This window comes from Schaalia odontolytica (genome assembly GCF_031191545.1).
GTDB lineage: Bacteria > Actinomycetota > Actinomycetes > Actinomycetales > Actinomycetaceae > Pauljensenia > Pauljensenia odontolytica.
Genome location: NZ_CP133472.1, coordinates 1,805,318 through 1,827,698, shown reverse-complemented (window position 1 = coordinate 1,827,698; position 22,381 = coordinate 1,805,318). Strand labels below are relative to the sequence as shown.

23 protein-coding genes, 1 tRNA gene and 1 pseudogene are annotated in these 22,381 nt (G+C 64.0%); 6 read left to right on the top strand and 19 right to left on the bottom strand.

Annotated features, from left to right (window positions below; all coding sequences use genetic code 11):
* Positions 1–148: 148 nt before the first annotated feature.
* From RDV55_RS10555 to RDV55_RS07795, 9 genes and pseudogenes are all read right to left on the bottom strand, one after another.
* Positions 149–1,231 (bottom strand): annotated as a pseudogene (locus RDV55_RS10555) (zinc-ribbon domain-containing protein); the annotation flags it as partial.
* Positions 1,232–1,562: 331 nt separating this feature from the next.
* Positions 1,563–1,688: a hypothetical protein gene (locus RDV55_RS07830; protein WP_281267697.1), complete on the bottom strand. Its 126-nt coding sequence runs from the start codon at positions 1,686–1,688 to the stop codon at positions 1,563–1,565.
* Between the two features lie 13 nt (positions 1,689–1,701).
* Positions 1,702–2,268, bottom strand: coding sequence for a type I restriction-modification system subunit M N-terminal domain-containing protein (locus tag RDV55_RS07825; RefSeq protein ID WP_218017139.1), 567 nt, complete (start codon positions 2,266–2,268; stop codon positions 1,702–1,704).
* Between the two features lie 91 nt (positions 2,269–2,359).
* Complete coding sequence (gene mcrC, locus RDV55_RS07820; RefSeq protein ID WP_111823682.1) at positions 2,360–3,415, bottom strand: 5-methylcytosine-specific restriction endonuclease system specificity protein McrC; 1,056 nt, start codon at positions 3,413–3,415, stop codon at positions 2,360–2,362.
* Positions 3,412–5,583 carry a DUF8426 domain-containing protein gene (locus tag RDV55_RS07815; protein WP_111823681.1) on the bottom strand — a complete coding sequence of 724 codons (2,172 nt, stop codon included), beginning with the start codon at positions 5,581–5,583 and terminating at the stop codon, positions 3,412–3,414. Before RDV55_RS07815 ends, mcrC begins: the two co-directional genes overlap by 4 nt.
* Positions 5,584–5,702: 119 nt before the next feature.
* The gene (locus tag RDV55_RS07810; protein ID WP_111823680.1) at positions 5,703–6,074 is read right to left on the bottom strand and encodes a type II toxin-antitoxin system VapC family toxin; all 372 of its coding nucleotides are present in this window, start codon (positions 6,072–6,074) and stop codon (positions 5,703–5,705) included.
* The gene (locus RDV55_RS07805) at positions 6,071–6,265 is read right to left on the bottom strand and encodes a type II toxin-antitoxin system VapB family antitoxin (RefSeq protein WP_111823679.1); all 195 of its coding nucleotides are present in this window, start codon (positions 6,263–6,265) and stop codon (positions 6,071–6,073) included. Before RDV55_RS07805 ends, RDV55_RS07810 begins: the two co-directional genes overlap by 4 nt.
* A 145-nt stretch (positions 6,266–6,410) precedes the next feature.
* A complete protein-coding gene (ychF, locus tag RDV55_RS07800) occupies positions 6,411–7,493 on the bottom strand; it encodes a redox-regulated ATPase YchF (RefSeq protein ID WP_111823678.1) in 1,083 nt (360 codons plus the stop codon).
* A 37-nt stretch (positions 7,494–7,530) separates the two neighbouring features.
* Positions 7,531–8,598, bottom strand: coding sequence for a 4-hydroxy-3-methylbut-2-enyl diphosphate reductase (locus RDV55_RS07795; RefSeq protein WP_111823677.1), 1,068 nt, complete (start codon positions 8,596–8,598; stop codon positions 7,531–7,533).
* 264 nt (positions 8,599–8,862) lie between these two features.
* Between RDV55_RS07795 and xseA the strand changes: the two genes are divergently transcribed.
* From xseA to RDV55_RS07780, 3 genes are read left to right on the top strand one after another with little or no spacing between them, the layout of a single operon-like run.
* The gene (gene xseA, locus RDV55_RS07790; protein ID WP_218017138.1) at positions 8,863–10,191 is read left to right on the top strand and encodes an exodeoxyribonuclease VII large subunit; all 1,329 of its coding nucleotides are present in this window, start codon (positions 8,863–8,865) and stop codon (positions 10,189–10,191) included.
* A gap of 57 nt (positions 10,192–10,248) precedes the next feature.
* Positions 10,249–10,479, top strand: coding sequence for an exodeoxyribonuclease VII small subunit (locus RDV55_RS07785; RefSeq protein WP_111823676.1), 231 nt, complete (start codon positions 10,249–10,251; stop codon positions 10,477–10,479).
* Positions 10,480–10,525: 46 nt separating this feature from the next.
* Complete coding sequence (locus RDV55_RS07780) at positions 10,526–11,461, top strand: carbohydrate kinase family protein (RefSeq protein ID WP_111823675.1); 936 nt, start codon at positions 10,526–10,528, stop codon at positions 11,459–11,461.
* A gap of 84 nt (positions 11,462–11,545) precedes the next feature.
* On the opposite strand, the gene RDV55_RS07775 is transcribed toward RDV55_RS07780, so the two are convergent.
* On the bottom strand, positions 11,546–12,307 hold the full coding sequence (locus tag RDV55_RS07775) for an isoprenyl transferase (RefSeq protein WP_111823674.1): 762 nt from the start codon (positions 12,305–12,307) through the stop codon (positions 11,546–11,548).
* 178 nt (positions 12,308–12,485) lie between these two features.
* Here RDV55_RS07775 and trhA point away from each other — a divergent pair, with 178 nt between their 5' ends.
* The gene (gene trhA, locus RDV55_RS07770) at positions 12,486–13,169 is read left to right on the top strand and encodes a PAQR family membrane homeostasis protein TrhA (protein ID WP_111823673.1); all 684 of its coding nucleotides are present in this window, start codon (positions 12,486–12,488) and stop codon (positions 13,167–13,169) included.
* Between the two features lie 115 nt (positions 13,170–13,284).
* Entirely contained in the window at positions 13,285–13,764 is a 480-nt protein-coding gene (gene greA / locus RDV55_RS07765) for a transcription elongation factor GreA (protein WP_111823672.1), read from the top strand.
* A gap of 99 nt (positions 13,765–13,863) precedes the next feature.
* Here greA and RDV55_RS07760 read toward each other — a convergent pair whose 3' ends face one another.
* Positions 13,864–15,348 (bottom strand): AI-2E family transporter, encoded by a 1,485-nt coding sequence (locus tag RDV55_RS07760; protein ID WP_111823671.1) that lies wholly within the window; start codon positions 15,346–15,348, stop codon positions 13,864–13,866.
* A 100-nt stretch (positions 15,349–15,448) separates the two neighbouring features.
* Between RDV55_RS07760 and msrA the strand changes: the two genes are divergently transcribed.
* A complete protein-coding gene (msrA, locus tag RDV55_RS07755) occupies positions 15,449–16,075 on the top strand; it encodes a peptide-methionine (S)-S-oxide reductase MsrA (RefSeq protein ID WP_111823670.1) in 627 nt (208 codons plus the stop codon).
* Between the two features lie 70 nt (positions 16,076–16,145).
* On the opposite strand, the gene RDV55_RS07750 is transcribed toward msrA, so the two are convergent.
* From RDV55_RS07750 to RDV55_RS07715, 8 genes are all read right to left on the bottom strand, one after another.
* On the bottom strand, positions 16,146–16,544 hold the full coding sequence (locus RDV55_RS07750) for an FKBP-type peptidyl-prolyl cis-trans isomerase (RefSeq protein ID WP_111823669.1): 399 nt from the start codon (positions 16,542–16,544) through the stop codon (positions 16,146–16,148).
* Between the two features lie 40 nt (positions 16,545–16,584).
* Positions 16,585–17,610, bottom strand: a complete 1,026-nt coding sequence (locus RDV55_RS07745; protein WP_111823668.1) for a Bax inhibitor-1/YccA family protein — start codon at positions 17,608–17,610, stop codon at positions 16,585–16,587.
* Between the two features lie 149 nt (positions 17,611–17,759).
* Positions 17,760–17,836: transfer RNA gene (locus RDV55_RS07740), tRNA-Leu, on the bottom strand.
* Positions 17,837–17,856: 20 nt separating this feature from the next.
* Positions 17,857–18,858, bottom strand: coding sequence for a Ppx/GppA phosphatase family protein (locus tag RDV55_RS07735; RefSeq protein ID WP_111823667.1), 1,002 nt, complete (start codon positions 18,856–18,858; stop codon positions 17,857–17,859).
* A gap of 60 nt (positions 18,859–18,918) precedes the next feature.
* Entirely contained in the window at positions 18,919–19,428 is a 510-nt protein-coding gene (locus RDV55_RS07730) for a DUF501 domain-containing protein (RefSeq protein WP_111823666.1), read from the bottom strand.
* Positions 19,425–20,174: an FtsB family cell division protein gene (locus RDV55_RS07725; protein ID WP_111823665.1), complete on the bottom strand. Its 750-nt coding sequence runs from the start codon at positions 20,172–20,174 to the stop codon at positions 19,425–19,427. Before RDV55_RS07725 ends, RDV55_RS07730 begins: the two co-directional genes overlap by 4 nt.
* A 110-nt stretch (positions 20,175–20,284) precedes the next feature.
* Complete coding sequence (eno, locus tag RDV55_RS07720; RefSeq protein ID WP_245907681.1) at positions 20,285–21,562, bottom strand: phosphopyruvate hydratase; 1,278 nt, start codon at positions 21,560–21,562, stop codon at positions 20,285–20,287.
* A 184-nt stretch (positions 21,563–21,746) separates the two neighbouring features.
* On the bottom strand, positions 21,747–22,370 hold the full coding sequence (locus RDV55_RS07715) for a hypothetical protein (protein ID WP_245907680.1): 624 nt from the start codon (positions 22,368–22,370) through the stop codon (positions 21,747–21,749).
* Positions 22,371–22,381 lie beyond the last annotated feature (11 nt).

The window sequence follows — 22,381 nt, the reverse complement described above, 5'->3', positions numbered from 1 at the left end:
CGCAAATATCAACAGTCCAGGAAGAGTGAGCCTGGAACTTTGCAGAATGAATGCGGGAACCAGATTTCGCGTTTCCCCAGTGCGCAAGGGCTGCCGAATGGTATTCGGTCTCGATCCGAGATTTTCCTGTTTCGATGCACTCCGGGCATTGCGACCCATTGACTCGCGCTGCTGGCATAGCCCGCCACCTGTGAGCCGGATCGTTCTTGCATACCCAAAGGGGCGGCTCAGCTAGCTGCGAGGTGTTCGGACGGATCTCCCACGACGAGAGCGGATTGTCTGGTGACCATTCTTCGGCAACCTCTGGATAATGGTATGCCAGCGAATCAAGGATGGTATGGCACACAGGACAGCGATACCGCTCATATTTATCGCGTTCTCGGGGAGTGGCTTGGAACTCATGTCCGCAGACAGGGTCTCGCCACCAGACAATGCGACGAGACTCGGGAGAGACGTCTGCAAGGCGCAAATCGCCATTCTTGGTGGGGTGCCACTGGCTGCTGATCTCTGGTGTCAACCTGCTCGCGGAGGGATCAGCTGCCGCAGCATCCGCATTTGCTTTCCTGGTCTTAATCGCCTTGCAAGCAGAACAGCCCCCAAACAGATAGCTGAGAGGTTGGCGCGTGTTTCGGTGACCAGAAGGACACCGGAATCTATAGCCCGAACCCCAGTGGTTCTCGTCGACTCGAACACTCTCAGGAGGGAGGTCGTCGTCCCAAGCGGCCAGCAGCTCGGGTACATCAGCGATAGTCTTACCTGCAAAAGAAGCTCTTTTCTCTTCCCAGGCGACCCGTCGAATCTCCTGACACTCAGGGCAGGAGAAATAGTCATTTGTAACATCTAGGATGCGAGCCTTGAACGAATGCCCTTCAGGGCAGGTCCACCATGCTTCTCGGCGCGCTTTTAATGTAGCTGTGTCCCAGAGGGATTCCGGATTGCGGTCGTGAGCCCACCATTCGACAGCTCGGTTACGGGAGTTCTTGAGGAGGTTAGCACCTCGGGCCTTATTGGTTCCTGCAGTTGCAGACTTCGGGTTCCGTCGACAGGGACAACCCCAACCAATATCTCCATTGCGTTGCGCCTCGATCCTGCCGCAGAAATTGCAGCGCGTGGCATGAGGATCATCCTCCAAGCTGGGATTAGTCAGTGGCCCCAGATATGTGTAGCCATGAGCCTCGGCGTTCTTCTTGACGGAAGATATCTCCACGGGCTGATCGGAACAGCCCGACATGGCGCGGGCTCCCTTCACCCAGGCACGCCAGTAACAAGCTCGGCAAACAAGTTCATCGGCTTGCAACCGCTCAAGAACATATTCGAAGCGGTAGTGCCCCTCAAAGCCGCAACGCGAACACCGAGTCAGCAAGTAGGCAGACGCCTTGGTGAACTCTTCAAGCAAGGTAAGGCCACCCTGAGAGTAAAGCTGATGGAGGTGATCGAGACACCACGTCGGCCGCGTGCGAGTAGTAAACGCTCCGGGTTGGCCGCACCCTTCCACACAGCAAATCTTCACCCTAGTACCTCATTTTCCCTGAACTGAACCAATGGCCTCCCATTTGAACCACTCACGCCGCGAGCGCAACCGTGCCGCCATTTTGTATCCAAGTCGGACTGAAAGGTTCATAGATCGAGCGCAGCACGTCCTCCCCCACGAGCGACTCCGCATCGGCAGCGAAAAGCACGTCAACCATCAGCTTGATCGCATCACGCGGCGTATAGAAAGCACCCGCAGCCTTCCCCTTTTTTATCGAAGGCCCGATACATGACATCCTCGAAGATGTCACCCATCATCGAGTCCTCAACGCTCGTCGATCCCAGCGACAGCGTCGAGAAGTGCTTAACCACTGCAAGCAGGCGATTCGCCGCACTCAGCTTTTCGACCAACTTCGGAAACTCGAACGCGGTCCAGATATCCGCGATGTTGTGCGAGAAACCGTTGACGTAGCTCAGCACCCCCTTGTCCACGTTATGGTCCACTGACGCAATGTGCGCCAGATTCAACGGGGAGACGTTATAGACACTCAAGCCAAAACCCTCAGCGACCGCGATATCGATCAGGATCAGCGGCATCCCGCTACGTGCCTCGACGAACTCAATGACGTCTTCCTTCGTGTCCTCTAACAGAAACTCGAGACGACGCAGGACCGTGAACGGCAAGATGTAATCACCGTACTCCTGCGGTTCGACGACGTTGCGCAGGTACTTGTCAGCCGTGGCCCACACGATCCGGGCGGTGGTGGATGCCGCCGCACGCGCTGCCTCGTTTGTCATGCCTGTTACTCCTTTCTCCCGACGCTTTTGCCAAGACATGCGGATGCCCCATCAACGTACCTGTGCCATTGGATACCCATAGACACCCATCCTACGGCCCTACCCCTGACGGAGCAGTCACCAAAGCCACGATCCCGTCCAGCTGCGCACGAATCTCCTCGAAGGGGCAGTCCAGGTCGAGCGTCGTTGCACTGATGCGGTTGCCGCTCATGCGGTAGGTGGCGTCGGGTTGGATGTCCTCGTCGGTGGCGGCGTAGAGGAGCATGCCCGAAACCTCGGCGCTCTCCCCCGCGCGCTCGAGGGCCACCTGCTTGTTCTTCACGTACGCGAAGATCTGGTACAGGTTCCCTGAATGCACGGTCCTCTTGTCGAAGTTGCTCTGCATCGTGGACGCGTAGTACTTCGCGTCGATGATGAGCACACGGCCGCGAGCGCTCAGCGTGATGTCGCTGCGCATGGCGGGTAGGCCATCCGAAATCCCGTCATCGAGCACCCAGTCGATGAACGAGGCGCTGGCATGCAGGTGCGGGTGTTCCTTACGGTAGTACTCGAGGATGAACTTCTCATACAGACGGCTCATGCACTGTTCGTCGAAGAAATCCATCATGTGCACGCTGCCGTTGCTCTGGGTTTGAAGCAGCCCTTTGACGACGAGCCAGCATACGGCCATCAGCATGCGGTAGGTGCGGTTGTTGCGGTCATAGCGCATGTTCCAGTCGACGGTGTGCAGGTCGATCTCGCACACGTCCGCGAAGAAAACCATGAGCTTCTTCAGGCTCTTCTTGCGAGCCTTCGAGATATCCGAACGCACGAGCAGCGCGACCGTCGCCTTGATGACGCGATTCATCGTCGTGTCGACGCTGAACTCGTCGTAGGAGCACACGAGCTGTCGGCGTAGGATCGCCTGCGATTTCACGGACTCTGTGACCTCGATTTTTCCGCGCAGTGAGGAGCGCGCCTCGGTCCGGCTCACGTACTCCTGCCCGAGGCCTCGTTTGAGTTGCAGGGACACGCCACGCTCAAGGATGGCGGCGCACAGCTCGGCGGCGTTGTTGAAGTCCTCCGTGGCCACGGCGCGGTAGCCCTGCTCGCGCAGCGCCGAGAAGGCGTAGGCGAGCATGTGGAAGACGTTGCGGACGCGAATCACCGCAGGGACCTACGCAGCCTGTCGCTCCACTCACGGACCTTGCCGGGCTCGTCAAACCAGTATTCCTTGAGCATCGGAATGAGCTCGTAGTCCACGATCGAGGCCAGGGACGCGTCGGTGCAGGTCTCAGGTTTCATGTTGCAGAAGTAGCTGTGTCCGATGCAGAAGCCCTCACCGAGAGACTCATCCTCCGCGATCTCACGGTTGAGGGATTCCACCTCGCGTACCAGGGCCTCGAACCTCGGATTATCGAGGCCGGAGCAGTAGTCGCGGAAGCCGTCGGAGTCGAAGGCGGGGCACAGTTCAACGAATGCGAAGCGGCGGCGCAGCGCGTAGTCGAGCATGGCGAGGCTGCGGTCCGCCGTGTTCATCATGCCGATGATGTGGACGTTAGCGGGAACGCTGAACAATTCGCGTGAGTAGAGGAGCTGGAGTTTGTTCTTCGGTCCGCGTTTATCACTCTCGATGAGCATGAACAGCTCGCCAAAGATCTTGGAGAGGTTACCGCGGTTAATCTCGTCGATGATGAAGAAGTAGTCGTTCTCCTCGTCATCGGCGGCCTTCTTGCAAAAGGAATAGAACGCACCCTTGACAAGCTCGAACCCCGCGCCAGAGGGACGATACCCCTCGATGAAATCCTCGTAAGAGTAGCTCTGGTGGAACTGAACGAGCTTGACGCGCGAAACGTCTTTGACGCCCATCATCGAATAGGCGAGGCGCTTGGCTGCATAGGTTTTACCGACGCCGGGTGCGCCCTGCAGGATGATGTTCTTCTTTGTTTTGAGTAGACCCACGATCACGTCGTAGCGTTCCTCGGACATATAGACCTCGTTGAGGAATTGCCCGGCGGAGTACTCCGGGAAGATTACTAGCGGTTCCTCACTCTCAACGTCGTCGTCACTGTCCTCGAAGAACGTCTCAATGCGAGAAAGGAGTTCAGGGTAGTCGGTGATCTCGGTGAGAGTCTTCATTGCCAGTCGTTCGTCGATTGGCCAGTTTCCTGCGGACGTCCAGCGGACCTCCCGACAGTTCGGGTAGTGGCCGCCCTCCGGATCGTAGACGTAGTCACCCGCAACAATTCCTCGCCCGAGAATCTCTGAACGTCCCTTCTTCACGAAAACGACATCGCCCGGCTTCATCTCGTTCGCAAACTGCCACAGGGCGTGAATGTCGTTCTTCTGGGTACCGTTTTCGGGATAGGTCTGGAGCATCTGCGCCTTCAGATCTTCCTTATGTGCGTAGGCAGTCAGATCCCCTATCTCGCCCCATGCCAGTCCCATGATTCCGCGCGAGTAGAACTCGTCCCACATGCAGGCGCCCCGGCCGGGGGCGTAGAGCCAATAGCGCACGGTCTCCACGTCGGCGTCCCCCAGGGCAGCCTCCTGGGTAACTTCTTCCTTCTCTTTGTCAGAGTCTTTTTTCTCACGGTTGACCTGTTCGGAAACGCGCCACGCGTATGCCGAAAGCTCGGGGAACGATGCGTACTTGTAGGTTCCGGATTTCAACACCGACAGAATGCTGTCACGAATCCGCAGGTATTCAGCAGATCCGGGCACTTTCTTTATCGACGCCAGCACAGAACGAACCGATGAAGGCATCCGGTCGGGCAGCGCGAGGAACCATCGGTCTCGCGAGCTCAGGTTGACGTAGGCGTATGGGCGAATCCAGAAGAGTCCCATCGTGACGTTCCAGCTAGCATGGCGCTGTTGAAGAACTGCATCGTAGGCGTGACGGAACACTGCTTCTGTCTGTTCAGTCGACTGATCCGCGTAGGCCAGCGCAACCGCAAACAAGTCCCACAGCCTTTCGATATCCCCATCGTCCCTACGCACCTGGTCGTAGAAGGTCGCGTTGATGTTCAGCAGGACGGGGACCCCGACAAAATCATCATGCAGAGGGGCCTGCACGCCGAGAGCACCACCAATTCCGAGGGCAACCACCCGGCGCTTATTGTCTGTGAGGCCTCGATTGAAGAGGCCGTAGACCGTGAAAGGATCAATATCCGTCGGAATACCGCCGGAGTCAAGCGTCGGCAGGTCCATACCGAGTTCGGCGTAGACATGCTGCAACGTCGCAATGAGAGCCTGCCGATCTTCCTTGAAGGCGAGCAGTTTGTCCGCTAGTTCCATAAAAAAGCGCGGCCATGAGTACTGGCTATCCCTCGTCATGGCCACACACTACCACTCAGGTGCACGGCGACACGGTTCACACTCATACTCCCCCAACAGCAAGGCCGGGCCACGCACTCGCGCGCCCCAACCACTGCCTCGAAGAAGACGCGGAACCCTCAGTCAAGGTCCGCCAACACGCCCACGTCACGCGCAGCCTGCCGCAGGCGCTTATCACGCGTCCACAGCACCACACCAGGGGTTACGACAGCACTCGCCACAAGCGCCACGTCGACAGCACTGAGGCCCCTCCCCCATAGCCGCCGCTCCTCGACGAGATGCCGCACACCCTGATCATCAACACTGCGCACGATCATCAAGCGCTCAAGCGCTTTCAGGAAAATCGATCGATTCTTGAGATTCCCCAACGCCAGTTCAGTGATGACACTCTGATGCACGCACGCCTGGTCACGCTCGAGCAGATCAACCAGAGCCGGCTCAGTTTTCCGCAGGTGATCGATCCAGATGTTCGTGTCAACGAGGACTCTCATACGCGCTCTCGACTCCGAGGCGCAGCCTCCGCCGCGGAATCACTGCCACCGAGCGCAGCGAGCTGCCGACCACTCTCAATTCGAACGAGGAGTTCTACCGCATCCCTGATCAAAGCGGATCGTTCTCTGACCCCGGTCAGCTCCTCGGCGCGCGCAAGCAAGTCATCATCGAGTGTCACAGTGGTTCTCATAGCTACCTCCACATTCAGGATAGCATCTCGAGCACCATCATTTGATTCGATTGGTGATGCTCCCTCACGCTCACGCACCCTCTGACCAACAGCAAAGCCGGGCCACGCCCTCGCGCGACCCGACCACTGCCTCGTAGAAGAAAACTCACACGTTGAAGCGGAACTCCACCACATCCCCGTCTTCCATCACGTAGTCCTTGCCTTCCATGCGGACCTTGCCGGCGGCCTTCGCGGCGGCCATGGAGCCGGCCTCGACCAGGTCGTCATAGGAGACGACCTCGGCCTTGATGAAGCCCTTTTCGAAGTCCGTGTGGATGACGCCGGCGGCCTTGGGGGCGGTGTCGCCCTTGTGGATCGTCCAGGCGCGCGCTTCCTTCTCACCGGCGGTGAGGTAGGTCTGCAGGCCAAGAGTGTCGAAGCCGACGCGGGCCAGCTTGTCCAGGCCGGACTCGTCCTGGCCGGATTCGGCGAGCATCTCGCGGGCATCCTCGTCGTCCAGTTCGACCAGCTCGGCCTCGAACTGGGCGTCCAGGAAGATGGCTTCGGCGGGCGCGACGAGGGCGCGCAGCTCGTCCTTCATCTCCTCGTTGTCCATCTCGGCGGCGTCCATGTTGAACACGAAGATGAACGGCTTGGAGGTCATGAGCTGGAAGGTACGCAGCGCGTCCTGGTCCAGCTTGGCGCCCTCGGGGCCGGACAGCAGCTCGCCGCGCTCCAGCAGCTCCAGGGCGGCGCGCGCGGTCTCGAGCACGATCGGCTCGGTCTTCTTGCCGCGCACCTCCTTCTCCAGGCGCGGGATCTGCTTCTCGACGGTCTGCATGTCGGCGAGGATCAGCTCGGTCTTGATGGTCTCGATGTCCGAGGCCGGGTCCACCTTGCCGTCGACGTGCACGACGTCGGGGTCGGAGAAGGCGCGCGTCACCTGGCAAATTGCGTCGGCCTCGCGAATGTTGGCGAGGAACTGGTTGCCCAGGCCCTCACCCTTGGAGGCGCCTCGCACGATGCCGGCGATGTCCACGAAGGACACGGTGGCGGGCAGGATGCGCTGGGAGCCGAAGATCTCCGCGAGCTTGTTCAGGCGCGGGTCGGGCAGGGGGACGACGCCGACGTTGGGCTCGATGGTCGCAAACGGGTAGTTCGCGGCGAGCACGGTCGCGCGGGTCAGGGCGTTGAACAGGGTGGACTTGCCGACGTTGGGCAGTCCGGCGATACCGATAGTAAGAGACACGCACCCATCCTATCGGAGCGGGCCAGGTGGCGTTGCCCTACTTCGTGTGGTTTGGCCCGGCGACGCGGGGCGCGTGGGGGCGCGCGGGTGCCATGCCGGCCTTCTTGAGGTCGGCGCGCAGGTCGCGAGGCAGCGCGAAGGTCGTCGATTCGGTCTCGGTGCGTGCCACCTCGACGGTGGGGAATCCGCGGTCCTGCAGCCATTCGATGACCTCGCGCACGAGGATTTCGGGCACGGATGCGCCGGAGGTGAGACCCACGGTGCGGGTGCCCTCGAACCAGGAGGGCTCGAGTTCCTCGGCCTTGTCGACCCGGTAGGCGGCCCCGGCCCCGGCCTCGAGCGCGACCTCGACGAGGCGCACCGAGTTCGAGGAGTTCGCCGAGCCGACGACGACCATGACGTCCACCTGGGGCGCGATATGCTTGACGGCGACCTGGCGGTTCTGGGTGGCGTAGCAGATGTCGTCCGACGGCGGGTCGATAAGCTGGGGGAAGCGCTGGCGCAGACGGTCCACCGTCTCGCGGGTCTCGTCCACGGACAGCGTGGTCTGGGAGATCCACACGACGCGCGAGGGGTCGCGCACGACGACGTTGTCCACCTCGTCGGGGGTGCCGACGACCTGGATGTGGTCGGGCGCCTCGCCGAAGGTACCCTCGACCTCCTCGTGGCCCTGATGGCCCACCAGGACGATGTCGTAGTCCTCCTTCGCGAAGCGCACGGCCTCCCGGTGAACCTTGGTCACGAGCGGGCAGGTCGCGTCGATCGTGGCGAGGTGACGGGTGGCGGCGGCCGCGTGGACCGCCGGGGAGACGCCGTGCGCGGAAAAGACGACGCGGGCACCCTCAGGGACTTCGTCGGTCTCCTGCACGAAGATCGCGCCGCGCTTCGTCAGCGACTCGACAACGAACTTGTTGTGGACGATCTCCTTGCGCACGTACACGGGCGCGCCGTACAGCTCGAGGGCCTTCTCCACGACGTCGACGGCGCGGTCCACTCCGGCGCAGTATCCGCGGGGAGCCGCCAAGAGGATGCGGCCAGTGCCCTCGCCGTGGGAGGCGGGCAGGGGGGACTCGGCGCTGGCGCGCAGGTCGACGTTTTCATTCATGCGTCCACCCTAGCGCCCACGGCCCGGGGCGTGCGCGCGCTCGTGGCAATCCCACACGCCCTCATCGATGAGGCCTCCCCACCCCCGCTCCCTGGCGGCCCGGGCGCGCTGGGCCCGAGGCACCCTTCGCGCTCACCCGGCCTCCTCGGCGGCGCTCCACTCGAAGGGTGCGCCCGGCCCGGGCACCCCTCACGCTCCCAGATCTTCACGGGGGGCTGTCCACAGGCGCATGGCGCGACAGCGCGGCTCGGAGTTTCCTGTGGCATGCTGAGTGGCGTGACATTGCCTGATACTCCTGCTGCACCACCTCCCGGCGGCTCGCCCCAGCCTCGTCCCCCCGCCGCGAAGGCGGCCGATACGACGCGGGATAATCCGTGGCCGCTGCGCAGGCTGACGGAGAACATCAAGGTGTACGTGGACCGCATGAGCCCCCTGTGGGTGGAGGGCCAGGTCGTCGAATACAAGGTCCGCCCGGGCGCGAAGATGCACTTCTTGACGCTGCGGGACCTGGACACGGACACGTCGATGACGGTAACCGCGTGGGCGGGCGTCATGGATTCCACTCCCCTGACCGAGGGCGCGCGGGTTGTGACCCGCGTGAAGCCGGTGTTTTGGGAGCGCTCGGGCCGCCTGAACCTGCAAGCCGCGGAGATTCACCTGCAGGGCGTGGGCGACCTGCTGGCCCAGATCGAGGCTCTGCGTGCCCGCCTGGCCGCCGAGGGCCTATTCTCTGACGCACGCAAGCAGCCCCTGCCGTTCCTGCCGCGCACGATCGGCCTGATCTGTGGCCGTAACGCCAAAGCGAAGGACGACGTAGTCGTCAACGCGTCGGACCGCTGGCCCACGGCACGCTTTGAGATCCGCGAGGTCGCCGTGCAGGGCGATCACTGCGTGCCCGAGGTGGGCCGCGCCCTGCTCGAACTGGACGCCATGGAGGGCGTGGACGTCATCGTGATCGCGCGCGGCGGAGGGTCGGTCGAAGACCTCCTCCCCTTCTCCGACGAGCGCCTCGTGCGCGCCGTCGCGGGTGCCCGAACGCCCATCGTGTCCGCGATCGGCCACGAGGGGGATTCTCCCCTGCTGGATCTGGTCGCCGACTACCGGGCCTCGACCCCGACGGATGCGGCCCGCCGCATCGTCCCGGACCGCGCCCGCGAGCGCGACGGCATCACCCAGTCTCTGTCCCGCATGCGCGGGGCACTCGGCGCGCGCCTGGCGACGGAGCGCTCGAACCTGACGCTCATCGCTTCGCGCCCGGTGCTCCAGGGCCCGGAGGCGATAGTCGAGGGGCACCGCGCGGCCCTCACCCAGCGCGTGACGGCGCTGCGTTCGGCGATTGAGCGCCGTCTGTCCTCGGAGCGCCAGCAGCTGACGCGCTCGCGCGCGACGCTGACCGCCCTGTCCCCGCAGGCGACGCTGGATCGCGGCTACGCGCTCCTGAAGACCCCGTCGGGCGCGCTCATCACCTCGTCGGCGCGGGTGAAGAAGGGCGACCTCATCGAAGGCATCCTCGCTTCGGGCCGCATGGTTGCCCAGGTCGTGGGTGCGACGACCCCGACGCCCCCACCGGACGCGACGCCCCAGGATGCGTAGCCCCACGAGGCAACCCCGGCCTCGTCCCACGGACCCTCAACGCAAAGGAACATCCACATGACCACGAATGACCAGCTCCCCGATCCCCAGTCCCTGGGCTACGAGGAGGCGCGCGACGAGCTCGTGCGCATCGTCCAGACCCTCGAGGGCGGGCAGGCCCCCCTCGAAGATACCCTCACGATGTGGGAGCGCGGCGAGGCCCTGGCTGCCCGCTGCTCCCAGATCCTCGACGGCGCCCAGGCGCGCCTGTCTGAGAGGACCGCCACGCCCGGCACCGAAGCACGCTAATCTAAGTCCTACGGAATTGACCGCACCTGCAGGCTGAGGAGACGTCATGACGGTGCAATCTGAGCCCCACGTGCTCGCGATCGGCGAAGCGCTCATCGATGTCGTGGTGACGTATGAGCAACCCGATTTCCCCGTCGAAATCCCGGGCGGTTCACCCGCGAACGTGGCCATGACGCTGGGGCGACTGGGCCGGCCCGTCGCGCTGGCCACGTGGTTCGGCGCGGATACGCGCGGGCGCCTCATCGACTTCCACATGAACGATTCGGGTGTGCACGTCACCCCGGCATCGCGCGGGGCCTCGCACACGTCGACCGCGCTGGCACGCCTGGACGCGTCGGGTGCCGCCTCCTACACCTTCGATCTCGAGTGGGCACCAACCGCGCCCATCGAGGTCCCCTCCACGGCTCAGGTCCTGGAGGCCGGTTCAATCTCCGCGATCATTGAACCCGGCGCATCAGCGGTCCTCGACGCGCTGGCCCGCGGTCGCGAGCACGCGCTCGTATTCTTCGACCCGAACGCGCGCCCCTCGATCATGGGTGAGCCGGAGGAAGCACTGACCTCCCTCGAGCGCTTCATCGCCCTGGCGGACGTCGTCAAGGTCTCCGACGAAGACATCGAGTGGCTGACGGGCGGTGCCTCCATCGACGAGGTCGTGGATCGTTGGTTGGGAATGGGCCCCGCTCTCGTGGTCGTCACGCTCGGCAAGCACGGGAGCGACGTCGCCACTGCCTCCGGCCTGCGTTTCACGAAGACCCCGAGCGACGTCAAGATCGTCGACACGGTTGGCGCCGGCGATGCCTTCATGGGCGGCATGATCGACGCCATGTGGGGCATGGGCCTACGCGGCGCCGACGCGCGCGAGGCCTTACGCTCCCTGCCCGAGGAGCAGGTCCGCGCCATCATCGACCGCGCCAGCGCCGTCTCCGACGTGACCGTCTCGCGCAAGGGCGCGAACCCGCCCTGGGCACACGAGCTGTCCTGAGTACGCCACACACGTGACGAGGCCGGCCTCCCCACATCGGGGTCCGGCCTCGTTCATCGAACGCGCGGCACGTTCGGCGCGCGTTTACTTGCCCATGCGGCGTTCGCGCTGCGCGTAGGAGCGCAAAGCACGCAGGAAGTCGACGCGGCGGAAATCCGGCCAGTAGACCTCGCAGAAGTAGTACTCAGAGTGCACGGACTGCCACAGCATGAAGCCCGACAGGCGCTGCTCCCCCGAGGTGCGGATGACGAGGTCGGGGTCGGGCTGATCCTTCGTGTACAGGTGTGCGGTGATGTTCGCGTCAGTGAAAGAATCAGCGAGCTCGTCGAGGGTCTCGCCCCGGGCCGCGGCCTCGCGCATCATGGCGCGCACGGCCTCGGTGATCTCGTGTCGACCACCGTAGCCGACCGCAATATTCACGGTCATGCCCTGCACGTCGGCGGTGCGGGCGACGGACGAACGCAGGTCGTCGGCCACGTTTTCTGGCAGCAGCGACAGGTCACCGACGACGGCCAGCTTCCATCGTCCCTGGTCCGCTAGGAGCGACACGGCCTCGCAGATGATGCGCAGCAGCTCGCCTAGTTCTCCCGCATCGCGAGACAGGTTGTCGGTCGACAGGAGCCACAGCGTCACGATCGAGACGCCCGCATCGTCGGACCACTGGAGGAACTCACTAATCTTGCCAGCACCCGCCCGGTGCCCCTGCGACGCGGTCGCGCCCAGTGACTTTGCCCATCGGCGGTTACCGTCCAGGATGACGCCAATATGGGCGGGTACGGCGGCGTCAGACAACTCGGCTTTGAGGCGACGCTCGTACATGTCGTAGAGCATGTTCCACTGGGCCATGATGTCCCTCCTCCTACTGTCGCGTGCCTTGACGCAGCGTACTCTTGTGTCATCAAGGGTATCGCGCCGGGCGTCACAGGGAAACAGAAGTGCTCTCGGAGTGCGAGAACGCGCTTCTCACAACAAGTTACGGCATAGTAACCTACGGACTCGTAAGAATCATTGACAGGGGGACCGGATGAAGATCGCATCGCTGACGCCCAAGGAGTGGTTCTCGGGCCAGCTCATTCAGATCAAGCCCAAGCTGCGCGGCTGGCTGCACCTGGCCGCCGCCCCACTCTCTCTCGCGGCATCCATCGTCCTCGTGTGCCTGGCCCCCACGACTCCCACGAAAATCGGATCCGCAGTCTACTTGGCGTGCTCCCTCGTCCTTTTCGGCGTTTCCGCGGCGTACCACCGCTTCTACTGGGCCCCGCGCTGGGAGATCATGTGGAAGCGCCTGGATCACTCCAACATCTTCCTGCTCATCGCAGGCACCTACACGCCGATCACGATCGCGCTTCTGGACCGATCCGACGCGGCTGTCCTCCTATCGGTTGTGTGGGGCGGAGCGGTCGTCGGCATCCTCCTCAACCTCTTCTGGCCCACCGCCCCACGCTGGCTGACGACCCTCGTCTACGTCGCACTCGGATGGGTCGCAGTCTGGTACCTGCCGCAGCTGTGGGCGGGCGGCGGTCCCGTCGTCGTGTGGCTCATCGTTGCGGGCGGTGTCCTCTACACGCTCGGTGCCGTCGTCTACGGAACGAAGAAGCCCGACCCATCCCCCGCCTGGTTCGGCTTCCACGAGATCTTCCACGCCTTCACCGTCGCTGCGTGGGCGTGCCACTGCGTGGCCGTGTACCTGGCGGTCCTGGCCTCCTGACGCGCCGCCCGGGCAGGCTGTGCCCGTGGCCTGGCGCAATGTTGCTACACTCGACACCATGCGCGCCGGCACCAGTGTGTCGGCGCTCGGTTACTGACACGTCATTGGAGGAACCATGGCTGACACACAGTGGCTCACGCAGGCCCAGTACGACCTGCTCGCAAACGAGCTGAAGGAACGCGTCGAGGTCAAGCGCGTCGAGATCGCGCGCCTTATCGATGCGGCCCGCCAGGAAGGCGACCTGCGTGAGAACGGCGGATACCACGCTGCACGCAACGAACAGTCCATGAACGAGACCCGCATCCAGGCCCTCCAGGCAATGCTTGAACACGCCGAGGTGGGCGAGACGCCCGCCGACGACGGCATCGTCGAGCCCGGTATGGTCGTCACCGCCTTGGTTGCGGGCCGCGAGCAGAAGTTCCTTCTGGGCTCGCGCGATGCCGGCGGCGACCTGGGTATCCAGGTCTTCTCCGCTCAGGCTCCCCTGGGTGCCGCCGTCATTGGCCACAAGGCCGGCGACAAGCTATCCTTCGAGGCGCCCACCGGCCGCATGATTGACGTCGAGATCCTCGAAGCTAAGCCTTTCGAAGGCTGAGCCGAGGCTCGGGCGGGCCCACGGGGCCTTGCGAGCCACGTGTACACACAGCGGGTCCCACCACTTGGTGGGACCCGCTCGCATATACCGCAGTGAGAGCTAGGACTCCGCGGGACGTGTCGGAGTCTCGGTCGACTTCTCCTTCTCGGAAACCGGCACCGCCTCCCGGGTCTCGTCCCCATCAGCCTCGACGCAAGCCTCGACGTCGTTGTCCGCCGACGCCGGCTCCTCCTCCTCTTCAGAGTCGACGCGCGACAGGTACGGACGCGTATCGGGCTTACCCGCGTAAGAGGCGGCGATCTCCTCTTCGAGGATGCCGGGAGGACCGCCAGGACGGTCCTGCGCGGTCGCCAGCTCGGGCAGCGGGTCATAGCCGTGCAGATACATGATCGTCGCGTTGATGAACGCCGCGATCGGCACGGAGAAGATCGCGCCGGCGATACCCGCAATTGCGGAACCTGCGGTGATGACGAGCATGACGGCGACGGGGTGCAGCGAGACCGCGTTCGACATCATGAAGGGCTGCAGGATGTTGGACTCGACCTGCTGGACGACCAGGATAATGACCAGCATGATGATCGCCTTCGTCAGGCCACCGTTGACGGCCGCAACCAGGACCGCGATGACGCCCGAGGTCAGGGCACCCAGAATCGGAACAAAGGCGGCGAAGAATGTGATGACGCCAATCGGGATGGCCAGAGGCACGCCGAGGAAGAAAGCGCCCAGCGCGATGCCGATAGCGTCAATCGCGGCGACCTGGATCTGCGTGCGCACGTAGGACCCGAAGGTCGCCCAGCCGCGGATCGCGCTCTCGTGGACGGGGACGCGGGCGGGTGCGGGCAGCAGGCGCACGCACCACAGCCAAATCGATCGGCCTTCCTTGAGGAAGAAGAACAGACAGAAGAGCATCGTTAGGCCGGAGGTGGCCAGCGTGCCCACCGACGAGGTGATGTTCAGGGCACCGGTCGCCAGAGTTTCCTTGTTCGTGTTGAGCCAGGAGACCATCTCGGAGCGCAGCTGATCGGCGGCGGCAGTCAACACGGTCGTATCGATCTTGAGCGGTCCATCTTGGAGGAATTCATTGTGCAGGATCGCGTCGATCAACGCGCGGAAGCCATCGGCAGCCTGCGCGGCCAACTGGGGAACCTGCTGGATGAGCTCGGCGGCGGCCTGGCTGAGCGCACCGGCGACGACAGCGAAGAAGATGAGCAGGCCGACGGTCGCCGCCAGCGACGACGGGAAGTGCAGGCGGCGACGCATCCACGACACGAGGGGCTCGAGGAGCACCGCGACGGTCAGCGCGATCGCGACGGGCATGATGACGATCGTCAGCCGGGCCATGCCCCACAGCACCGCCATGACGACTCCGGCAACGATCAGCGCGCGCCACGAAATCGCTGCGGCCACACGCAGAGAACGCGGGACGGCAGCGGCGACGTCACGATCGTCTTGGTGCTCCTCGCGCACAGACACCATCACGGGCGCGGGCGCGGGTTCGTCGACATGCTTCACGGGCAAGGCCGCAGAAAGCCTGCCCATAAGGTCAGATAGCTTCCAACGCGGCTGTTCCTGAGTGTCGGCCACGGTTCCCTCCTTATCAATTCTCTCTAAGCATACCCACCTACTGCATCATCTCGGTCCCTGCGCCGCGCCCTTTGCACGCACGAAGCGCATACTGACTGTTATGAGAAACATTTTCAATCTCGCGCACACGGACATTCACGCCACGACTCACGCGGTCCTCGGTTCAAACATGAGGGACGAGGCCGGGGCAGGCCAGGAGGTCATCTACCTTGCGGCTGGCTGCTTCTGGGGCGTCGAGAAGGCCCTGTGGAACATGCCCGGCGTCGTGACCACGGCGACGGGCTACATGGGAGGACACACCCCAGACCCCACCTATCGCCAGGTGTGCGCACACTCGACCGGCCACGCCGAGGCCGTTCGCGTCGTCTTCGACACCGCGCTGACGAGCGCTGCCAACCTGATTCGTCTCTTCTTTGAGATCCACGATCCCACGCAGGTGGGAGGCCAGGGCAACGACATCGGCGACCAGTACCGATCGCAGATCTGGACCACCACGCCCGCGCAGCTGCGCGAGGCGACCGCCCTGCGCGATGCCTATCAGGAGGTGCTCTCCGAACGCGGCTTCGGCCCGATCCAGACCGTTATCTCCTCCGCTCCCGAGGCCGACTCCCCCGCGCATTTCTGGTACGCGGAAGACTATCACCAGCAGTATCTGTTCAAGAATCCAGGCGGCTACGAGTGCCACGCGCGCACGGGTGTTGCCTGCCCTGCTCTCCCTCAGGAGTAACCGGGGAGTCAGGTATGACGCGGGGCGGGTCGGCACGTGTGTGCCGACCCGCCCCGCGTTGACGATACGATCAGTTCACGCCGAGGATGTCGGTAACAAACACGAGGGTCGCGCCGCCGGGGATACCCGCCTGCGGGACTCCCCGCTCACCGTAGCCAAGATCGGCGGGAATGGAAAGCAGGACGCGGTCGCCCACGTGCTTGCCCACGAGGCCCTCGTCCCATCCGGGGATGACCATGCCGACGCCGATCTGGAAGGACAGGGCGCCGCCGCGATCAAACGAGTTATCGAAATCGTTATCGGAGCCGAAGACCGCGCCGTAGTAGTGGCAGGTAATGGTGTCGCCAGCCTCAACCTCCTGGCCGTCTCCCGCGTGGAGGACCTCGACGACGAGCTCGTCGGACGGCGTCCCCTCGAAGGAGAGGACGGGCTTGCGACCAAATTCGCCGGAGACAGAGATGTTTTCCATGATGTCTTTCCTTAGGTGTCGGTGAAACGGTAGCGGCGCGTCAGTCGCGGCGCATGAAGTAGGACAGGATCTTGAGGATCTCGAGGTAGATCCAGATGACATCGGTCATGATGGCGAAGGTGCACAGCCACGCGTAGCGCTGCGGCACGCCGTTGGCGACGCCCACCTTGACGGCGTCGAAGTCACGCACGAGGCACAGCACGCCGATGAAGACCGCGAGAACCCCGATGATGACGCCGAGCGGAATACCGAAAACGGAGATGTTACGCACCGCAGTCATGTTCACGAGGCCGGAGGCCGACAGGAAGATGCTGGCCCCGTAGTAGATGAAGAACGCGAACGAGCCGATGCCCGCGACACGGGTGAGCGTGTTCGAGTTGCGCACGAAACCCATCGTGAAGGCAACCAGGGTCACGCCGATGACGACGAGGGTCGCCAGAACAGCACTGAGCACGATGCCCGGGAACATCGCTTCAAAGGCGCAGGACAGGGCCCCGAGAACGAAACCTTCGATGAGCGAGTAGGCGACGATAGCGCCGGGGCGCACCTTCTTCGAGAACTGGATGAACAGGGCGAGTCCGAGAGTGACAGCGCAGGCTGCGAGCGCAACCATCATCGCCGCGCCAATCGCCACCAGGCCGGTCATCCATCCGGCGGTCGCACCCACGAGAAGCAGGCCGAAGCACATGATGGACTTCACCACGACGTCGTCATAGGTCATCGCGCCGCGGTCCACCGCGTCGGCGGCGGGGGCGTTCATCATCGCCTCGTAGGACGCCATCGGGTCGTCGTATCCGCCCTGTTGCCCCTGCGGGACGCCATAGACGGGCGCGCCCTGAGGCGCAGCGTAGGTGTTCTGCGCGGCGTAGTCGGGGCTGCCCTGTGGGTAGCCGTACTGCGCCGAGGGATCGACACCGCCCTGAGCGTAGGGATTCGTCGAGCCGCCGTAGGGATTCTGTGCCTGCTGCGAGGCTGGCTGGTAGCCGGGCATCGCAGGGTATCCGGCGGGAGTCGTCTGCTGTTTCGACCAGTCTTTGACGATCGAATTCATCACCGGGTTGGCCATGTTTCCTCCTTGGTCAGTGATGTGCTGCCTCTAGTGTCGCACGAGGTGCCCACGGGTGGGAAACGCACCCTTATGCGCGCAGCGCAACTCCGCGTTCAGCGAGGGAAGGGATGCGCGCAGGCCACGGCCTCGTCGATGAGGCGGCTGAATGGTACCCCCGGTGGGACTCGAACCCACAACACACCGATTTTAAGTCGGTTGCCTCTGCCAATTGGGCCACGGGGGCGCGACGAGCGCACGTCCAGCCTACGGGAGGCTAGCGTTCGTCTCAAGCTCCTGACGGATCATCGCCTGGGCGATGCCATCGAGGATGTCGTGCTCGGAGGTGACGACCTGATCGATCGGATGGCTGGCGGCCTGCGCACGCGCGAGCACTCGCTTCACGATCCGGCTCCAGATGAGCGCGCCGGCGGCGATGACGTCCTCGCGTCCCTCGGGCATGAATCCCAGGGAGGCCTTCACGGACGTCGGCTGATCGACCATAAAGCGCACGGCCTCGTCGAACTGGGCGGCGCTCAGTCGGGCTCCGTGAATCCTCTCGGGCTGGTATGTAGCCAGTCCGAGAGCCTGCGCGGTGAGGGTCGTCACCGTACCCGCGACGCCGACGAGGGAGCGTACGCGCGCTAGGTCAACGGACTTTTCGGCGCGATCGAGCTGCTCATCGATCCACGCGATCGCCCGCTCCTGGTCCTCGGAGGGCACACCACCGGCCGGATCCACGTGGGAAAAGAACTTCTCGGTGACGCGCACGGCTCCCATGTCGATCGAGATCGCCTGCTCGACACGCGTCGCACCCAGAACGAGCTCGGTCGAACCGCCGCCAATGTCGACAACCAGCATGGGTGCGCTCACCGACTCGCCCAGGCCGCTGAGCGCTCCATTGAACGACAGCGACGCTTCCTCAGTGCCAACGACCACTTCCGGTTCGACGCCGATAACAGCCTCAATTTGGCGTACAAAGTCCGCGCTGTTGGAGGCGTCGCGCGTCGCCGAGGTCGCGACGAAACGGGTGCAGCTCGCGCCCAGCGCCTCGATCATGCGCTGATACTCGACGGTGGCCTCGACCGTACGCTCGATCGCCGCGGGATCCAGATAGCCGCGCGCATCCACGCCTTGTCCCAGGCGCACGATGCGCATCTGACGGGTCAGGTCGGCGAGTTGAGGGCGTCCGTTCTCGTCAATGTGCCCGTCGGCGACGAGCAGTCGGATCGAATTGGTTCCACAGTCAATGGCAGCTACGCGGGTCATCGCTTCGTTTCTAGTGATAGGAGTCCCGGACGAGGCCGGGGAGAACTTCGGAGGGGCAGCTCAACAGGAGCAGCGCTCGACGGAGAACAGGCCGCGCTCGGCAAGCATCGCGAGCGCACGATCCCCAATCGGATTGACGCCGGGCCCCGCGGCCAGAGAGTGGCCAACGAGAGCGTGCAGGCACTTGACGCGCGTGGGCATGCCGCCCGCACTGACGCCGGAGATCTCGGGGACGTCGCCCAGGCTCAGGCGCGCATCGATGTAGGCCTGGTGCGCGCGCGCGTAGGCGGCGCGCAACTCCTCATTCTGAGCGAGCTCCTCGTTCAGGGTCTCCATGACGTGCTCGGCCTCAAGGGTCGAGGCGCCCTTCACCGCGGCAGGGTGCGTCAGGTAGTAAGTAGTGGGGAACGGCGTGCCGTCGGGCAGACGAGGCGCAGTGGCAACGACAGTGGGCCGACCGCACACGCAGCGCGCGGCAATACCGATGACTCCTCGGGGCACGCGCCCCAGCTGGGAACGCAGAACATCAAGGTCCTCTTCGGTTGCGTCGGTGGTGTTAACGAGGCTCATTCTCCACTTTCTTGGCCGGTGGTAGTCGCCTGACCCGACTGGCTGACGTCAGCTGACGGGATGGGCGTCGCGTTCGGCGGTTGATCCGCCTTCCCCACTAGGATAGCGAGCTGCTGTACCCAGGGGCGTGCCGGTCCGGTCGAAGGTGCGGCCGCAGCCATGGCAGAGTCCTGGTATTGCGGCCCCGGATCCACGACCGTGTATTGAGTCTCACCGGGGCGAACGTAACCGAGGCGCTCACGCGCCTGCGTGGAGATGTAGTCGGGGTCGTTCCACAGGTCCAGCTGTCGCTGCATGTCGGCGTTCTTCTGCTGCTGTTCGGCCACCTGGGCCTTGATCTGCGCAAGTTCGTGCTCCTGCTGCCACCACTGATAGAGGCTGGGCACCAGCATGACGGACAGGATGGCCGCGACAGTGAGGACGACGACGAGGCGGGCCGACACGTCAAGGCCACCGATCGACAGGACGGAACGTCCCTCCCTTACGGGCCGCGTCGAAGCCTTCTTCTCTCTTCGCTTCTCCGAAGGGAATGAACTGCGACCCGATCCCTCCCGCGTCTTTTGTTTCCGGGCCTTCTTGCGCGTTGCCGCCGAGGCCTTGTCCCCCTTCGAGGATTTCGCTGCCTGCGCTGCGGCCCTGCGCTGGCGCGACTTCTCCGCGTTGATCTCACGCGTCGTACGCGGTGCATCCGAGGACGATGAGCGGCGACGTGGGGAAGGGCGGGAGGACGGACGACGACTAGGCATTCTTCTATCGTGCCCTAAGTCGGCTCGTTTAGCTCAGCCCCACGCCGATAAAAACGCTCCGCGCGGACCCTGACGGGCCCGCGCGGAGCTATGCGGCTAGTTGCCTAGGCTCACTTGAAGCGAGGGAAGGCAGAGCGGCCGGCGTAAACGGCGGCCTCGCCCAGCTGCTCCTCGATACGCAGCAGCTGGTTGTACTTGGCGACGCGCTCGGAGCGAGCGGGAGCACCGGTCTTGATCTGGCCGGAGTTGGTGGCGACGGCCAGGTCGGCGATCGTGGTGTCCTCGGTCTCGCCGGAGCGGTGCGAGGTCATCGAACGGTAGCCGTTGCGGTGCGCTTCCTCGACGGCGTCGAGGGTCTCGGTGAGCGAACCGATCTGGTTCACCTTCACGAGCAGCGCGTTCGCGGCACCCAGCTCGATGCCCTTCTTCAGACGGGCGGGGTTGGTGACGAACAGATCGTCGCCGACCAGCTGCACGCGGCCGCCGATCTCGGAGGTCAGGGCCTTCCATGCATCCCACTCGTCCTCGGAGAGCGGATCCTCGATGGAGACCAGCGGGTAGTTCGAGATGAGTTTCTCGTAGTACTCGACCATGTAGTCAGTCGAGCGGCCTTCGCCCTCGAACTGGTACAGGCCGTCCTTGAAGAACTCGGAGGAGGCGACGTCCAGGGCAAGGGCGACGTCCTCGCCCGGCTTCAGGCCGGCCTTCTCGATGGCGGAGACGATCAGGTCGAGGGCCTCGGCGTTGGAGTCCAGGTTGGGGGCGAAGCCACCCTCGTCGCCCAGACCGGTGGACAGGCCGCGCTCCTTCACGACGCCCTTGAGCGTGTGGTAGACCTCGGCGCCCCAGCGCAGAGCCTCACGGAAGGAGGGCGCACCGATGGGGGCGATCATGAACTCCTGGATGTCAACGTTGGAGTCCGCGTGGGAGCCACCGTTGAGGATGTTCATCATGGGGACGGGCAGGACGTGGGCGTTGGGGCCGCCCAGGTACTTGTAGAGGGGCAGGTCCGCGTACTTCGCGGCAGCCTTGGCGACGGCGAGGGAGACGCCGAGGATGGCGTTCGCGCCGAGCTTGCCCTTGTTGGGGGTGCCGTCCAGGTCGAGCATGGCCTGGTCGATGTAGCGCTGGTCGTCAGCTTCCTCGCCGATGAGCTCGGGGGCGATCTGATCGACGACGGCGTCAACGGCGTCCTGGACGCCCTTGCCGAGGTAGCGACCCTTGTCGCCATCGCGACGCTCGACGGCCTCGAACGCGCCGGTGGACGCGCCGGAGGGAACGGACGCGCGCGCAGCGGTGCCGTCCTCGAGGACGACCTCGACCTCAACGGTCGGGTTACCGCGCGAGTCGAGGATCTCGCGTGCACCAATGCCTTCAATAACTGCCACGTCATTCTCCAATCGATGTTGTTGCGTGGAAGCGGTCAGTACAACGGTAATACGGACCGCCATATGTGGTCACCCCCGGCGAGGGGGACGTTGTGTTGTGCGGGGTTCTCAGCCCCTTCTTTGTGCTCGGACAAGCGACATTAGTCCCTGCCGGACGCACTGTGAGCGAATACTCACAGGCTCATCAGTTGGCCTTACCGCCACCCGTTGGCGCTGCCAGAGGATCATGCTGGCCACCAGAAATGGCGTCGCCGAACATGGGCGTCGTTGCCCCCTGCGCGCCGCCCAGCGACGGCTGGACGAAGCGCGGATTAACACGCGCGTCGGACTTCTCGCGAGCCTCGGCAATGACCTGGTTGAGCTTCTGCACAGCCGAAGGATCTGTTTGCGCGACCTGGTTGAGAGCCTGGGTTAGCATGATCGACTTCACGGTGGCGCGAGTGGCGGGGCCAAGCGTGAACGTTCCGTCACCCGATTGTTCGGCCGCGCGCTCGCCGACCTGGTCAATCTGCTCGTCGGAGACGACCGTACCGACAGAAGCACCGGCCGCCTCAAGGAGGGGCAGGTTCACCAGCTGGGAACGAATCTGCGCGTCGGCGACCTTCTGTCCACCCAGGAGCACGGACATCTGCTGGGCAGCCTGCGCGACCTCTTCGTTGGAGTACGAGCCGGACGAGCTGACGACGGCGGCACCGGGGTGGGCTGAGCAGGCCCCCATTCCCAGTCCGGCGGCCACAATCAGGGCGGCGGTGGCGAGCTGGCGTGTGTAGCGCACGAGCGTTCCTTCCTCAGATGTGTTGCGACGCAATAGCACCAGTG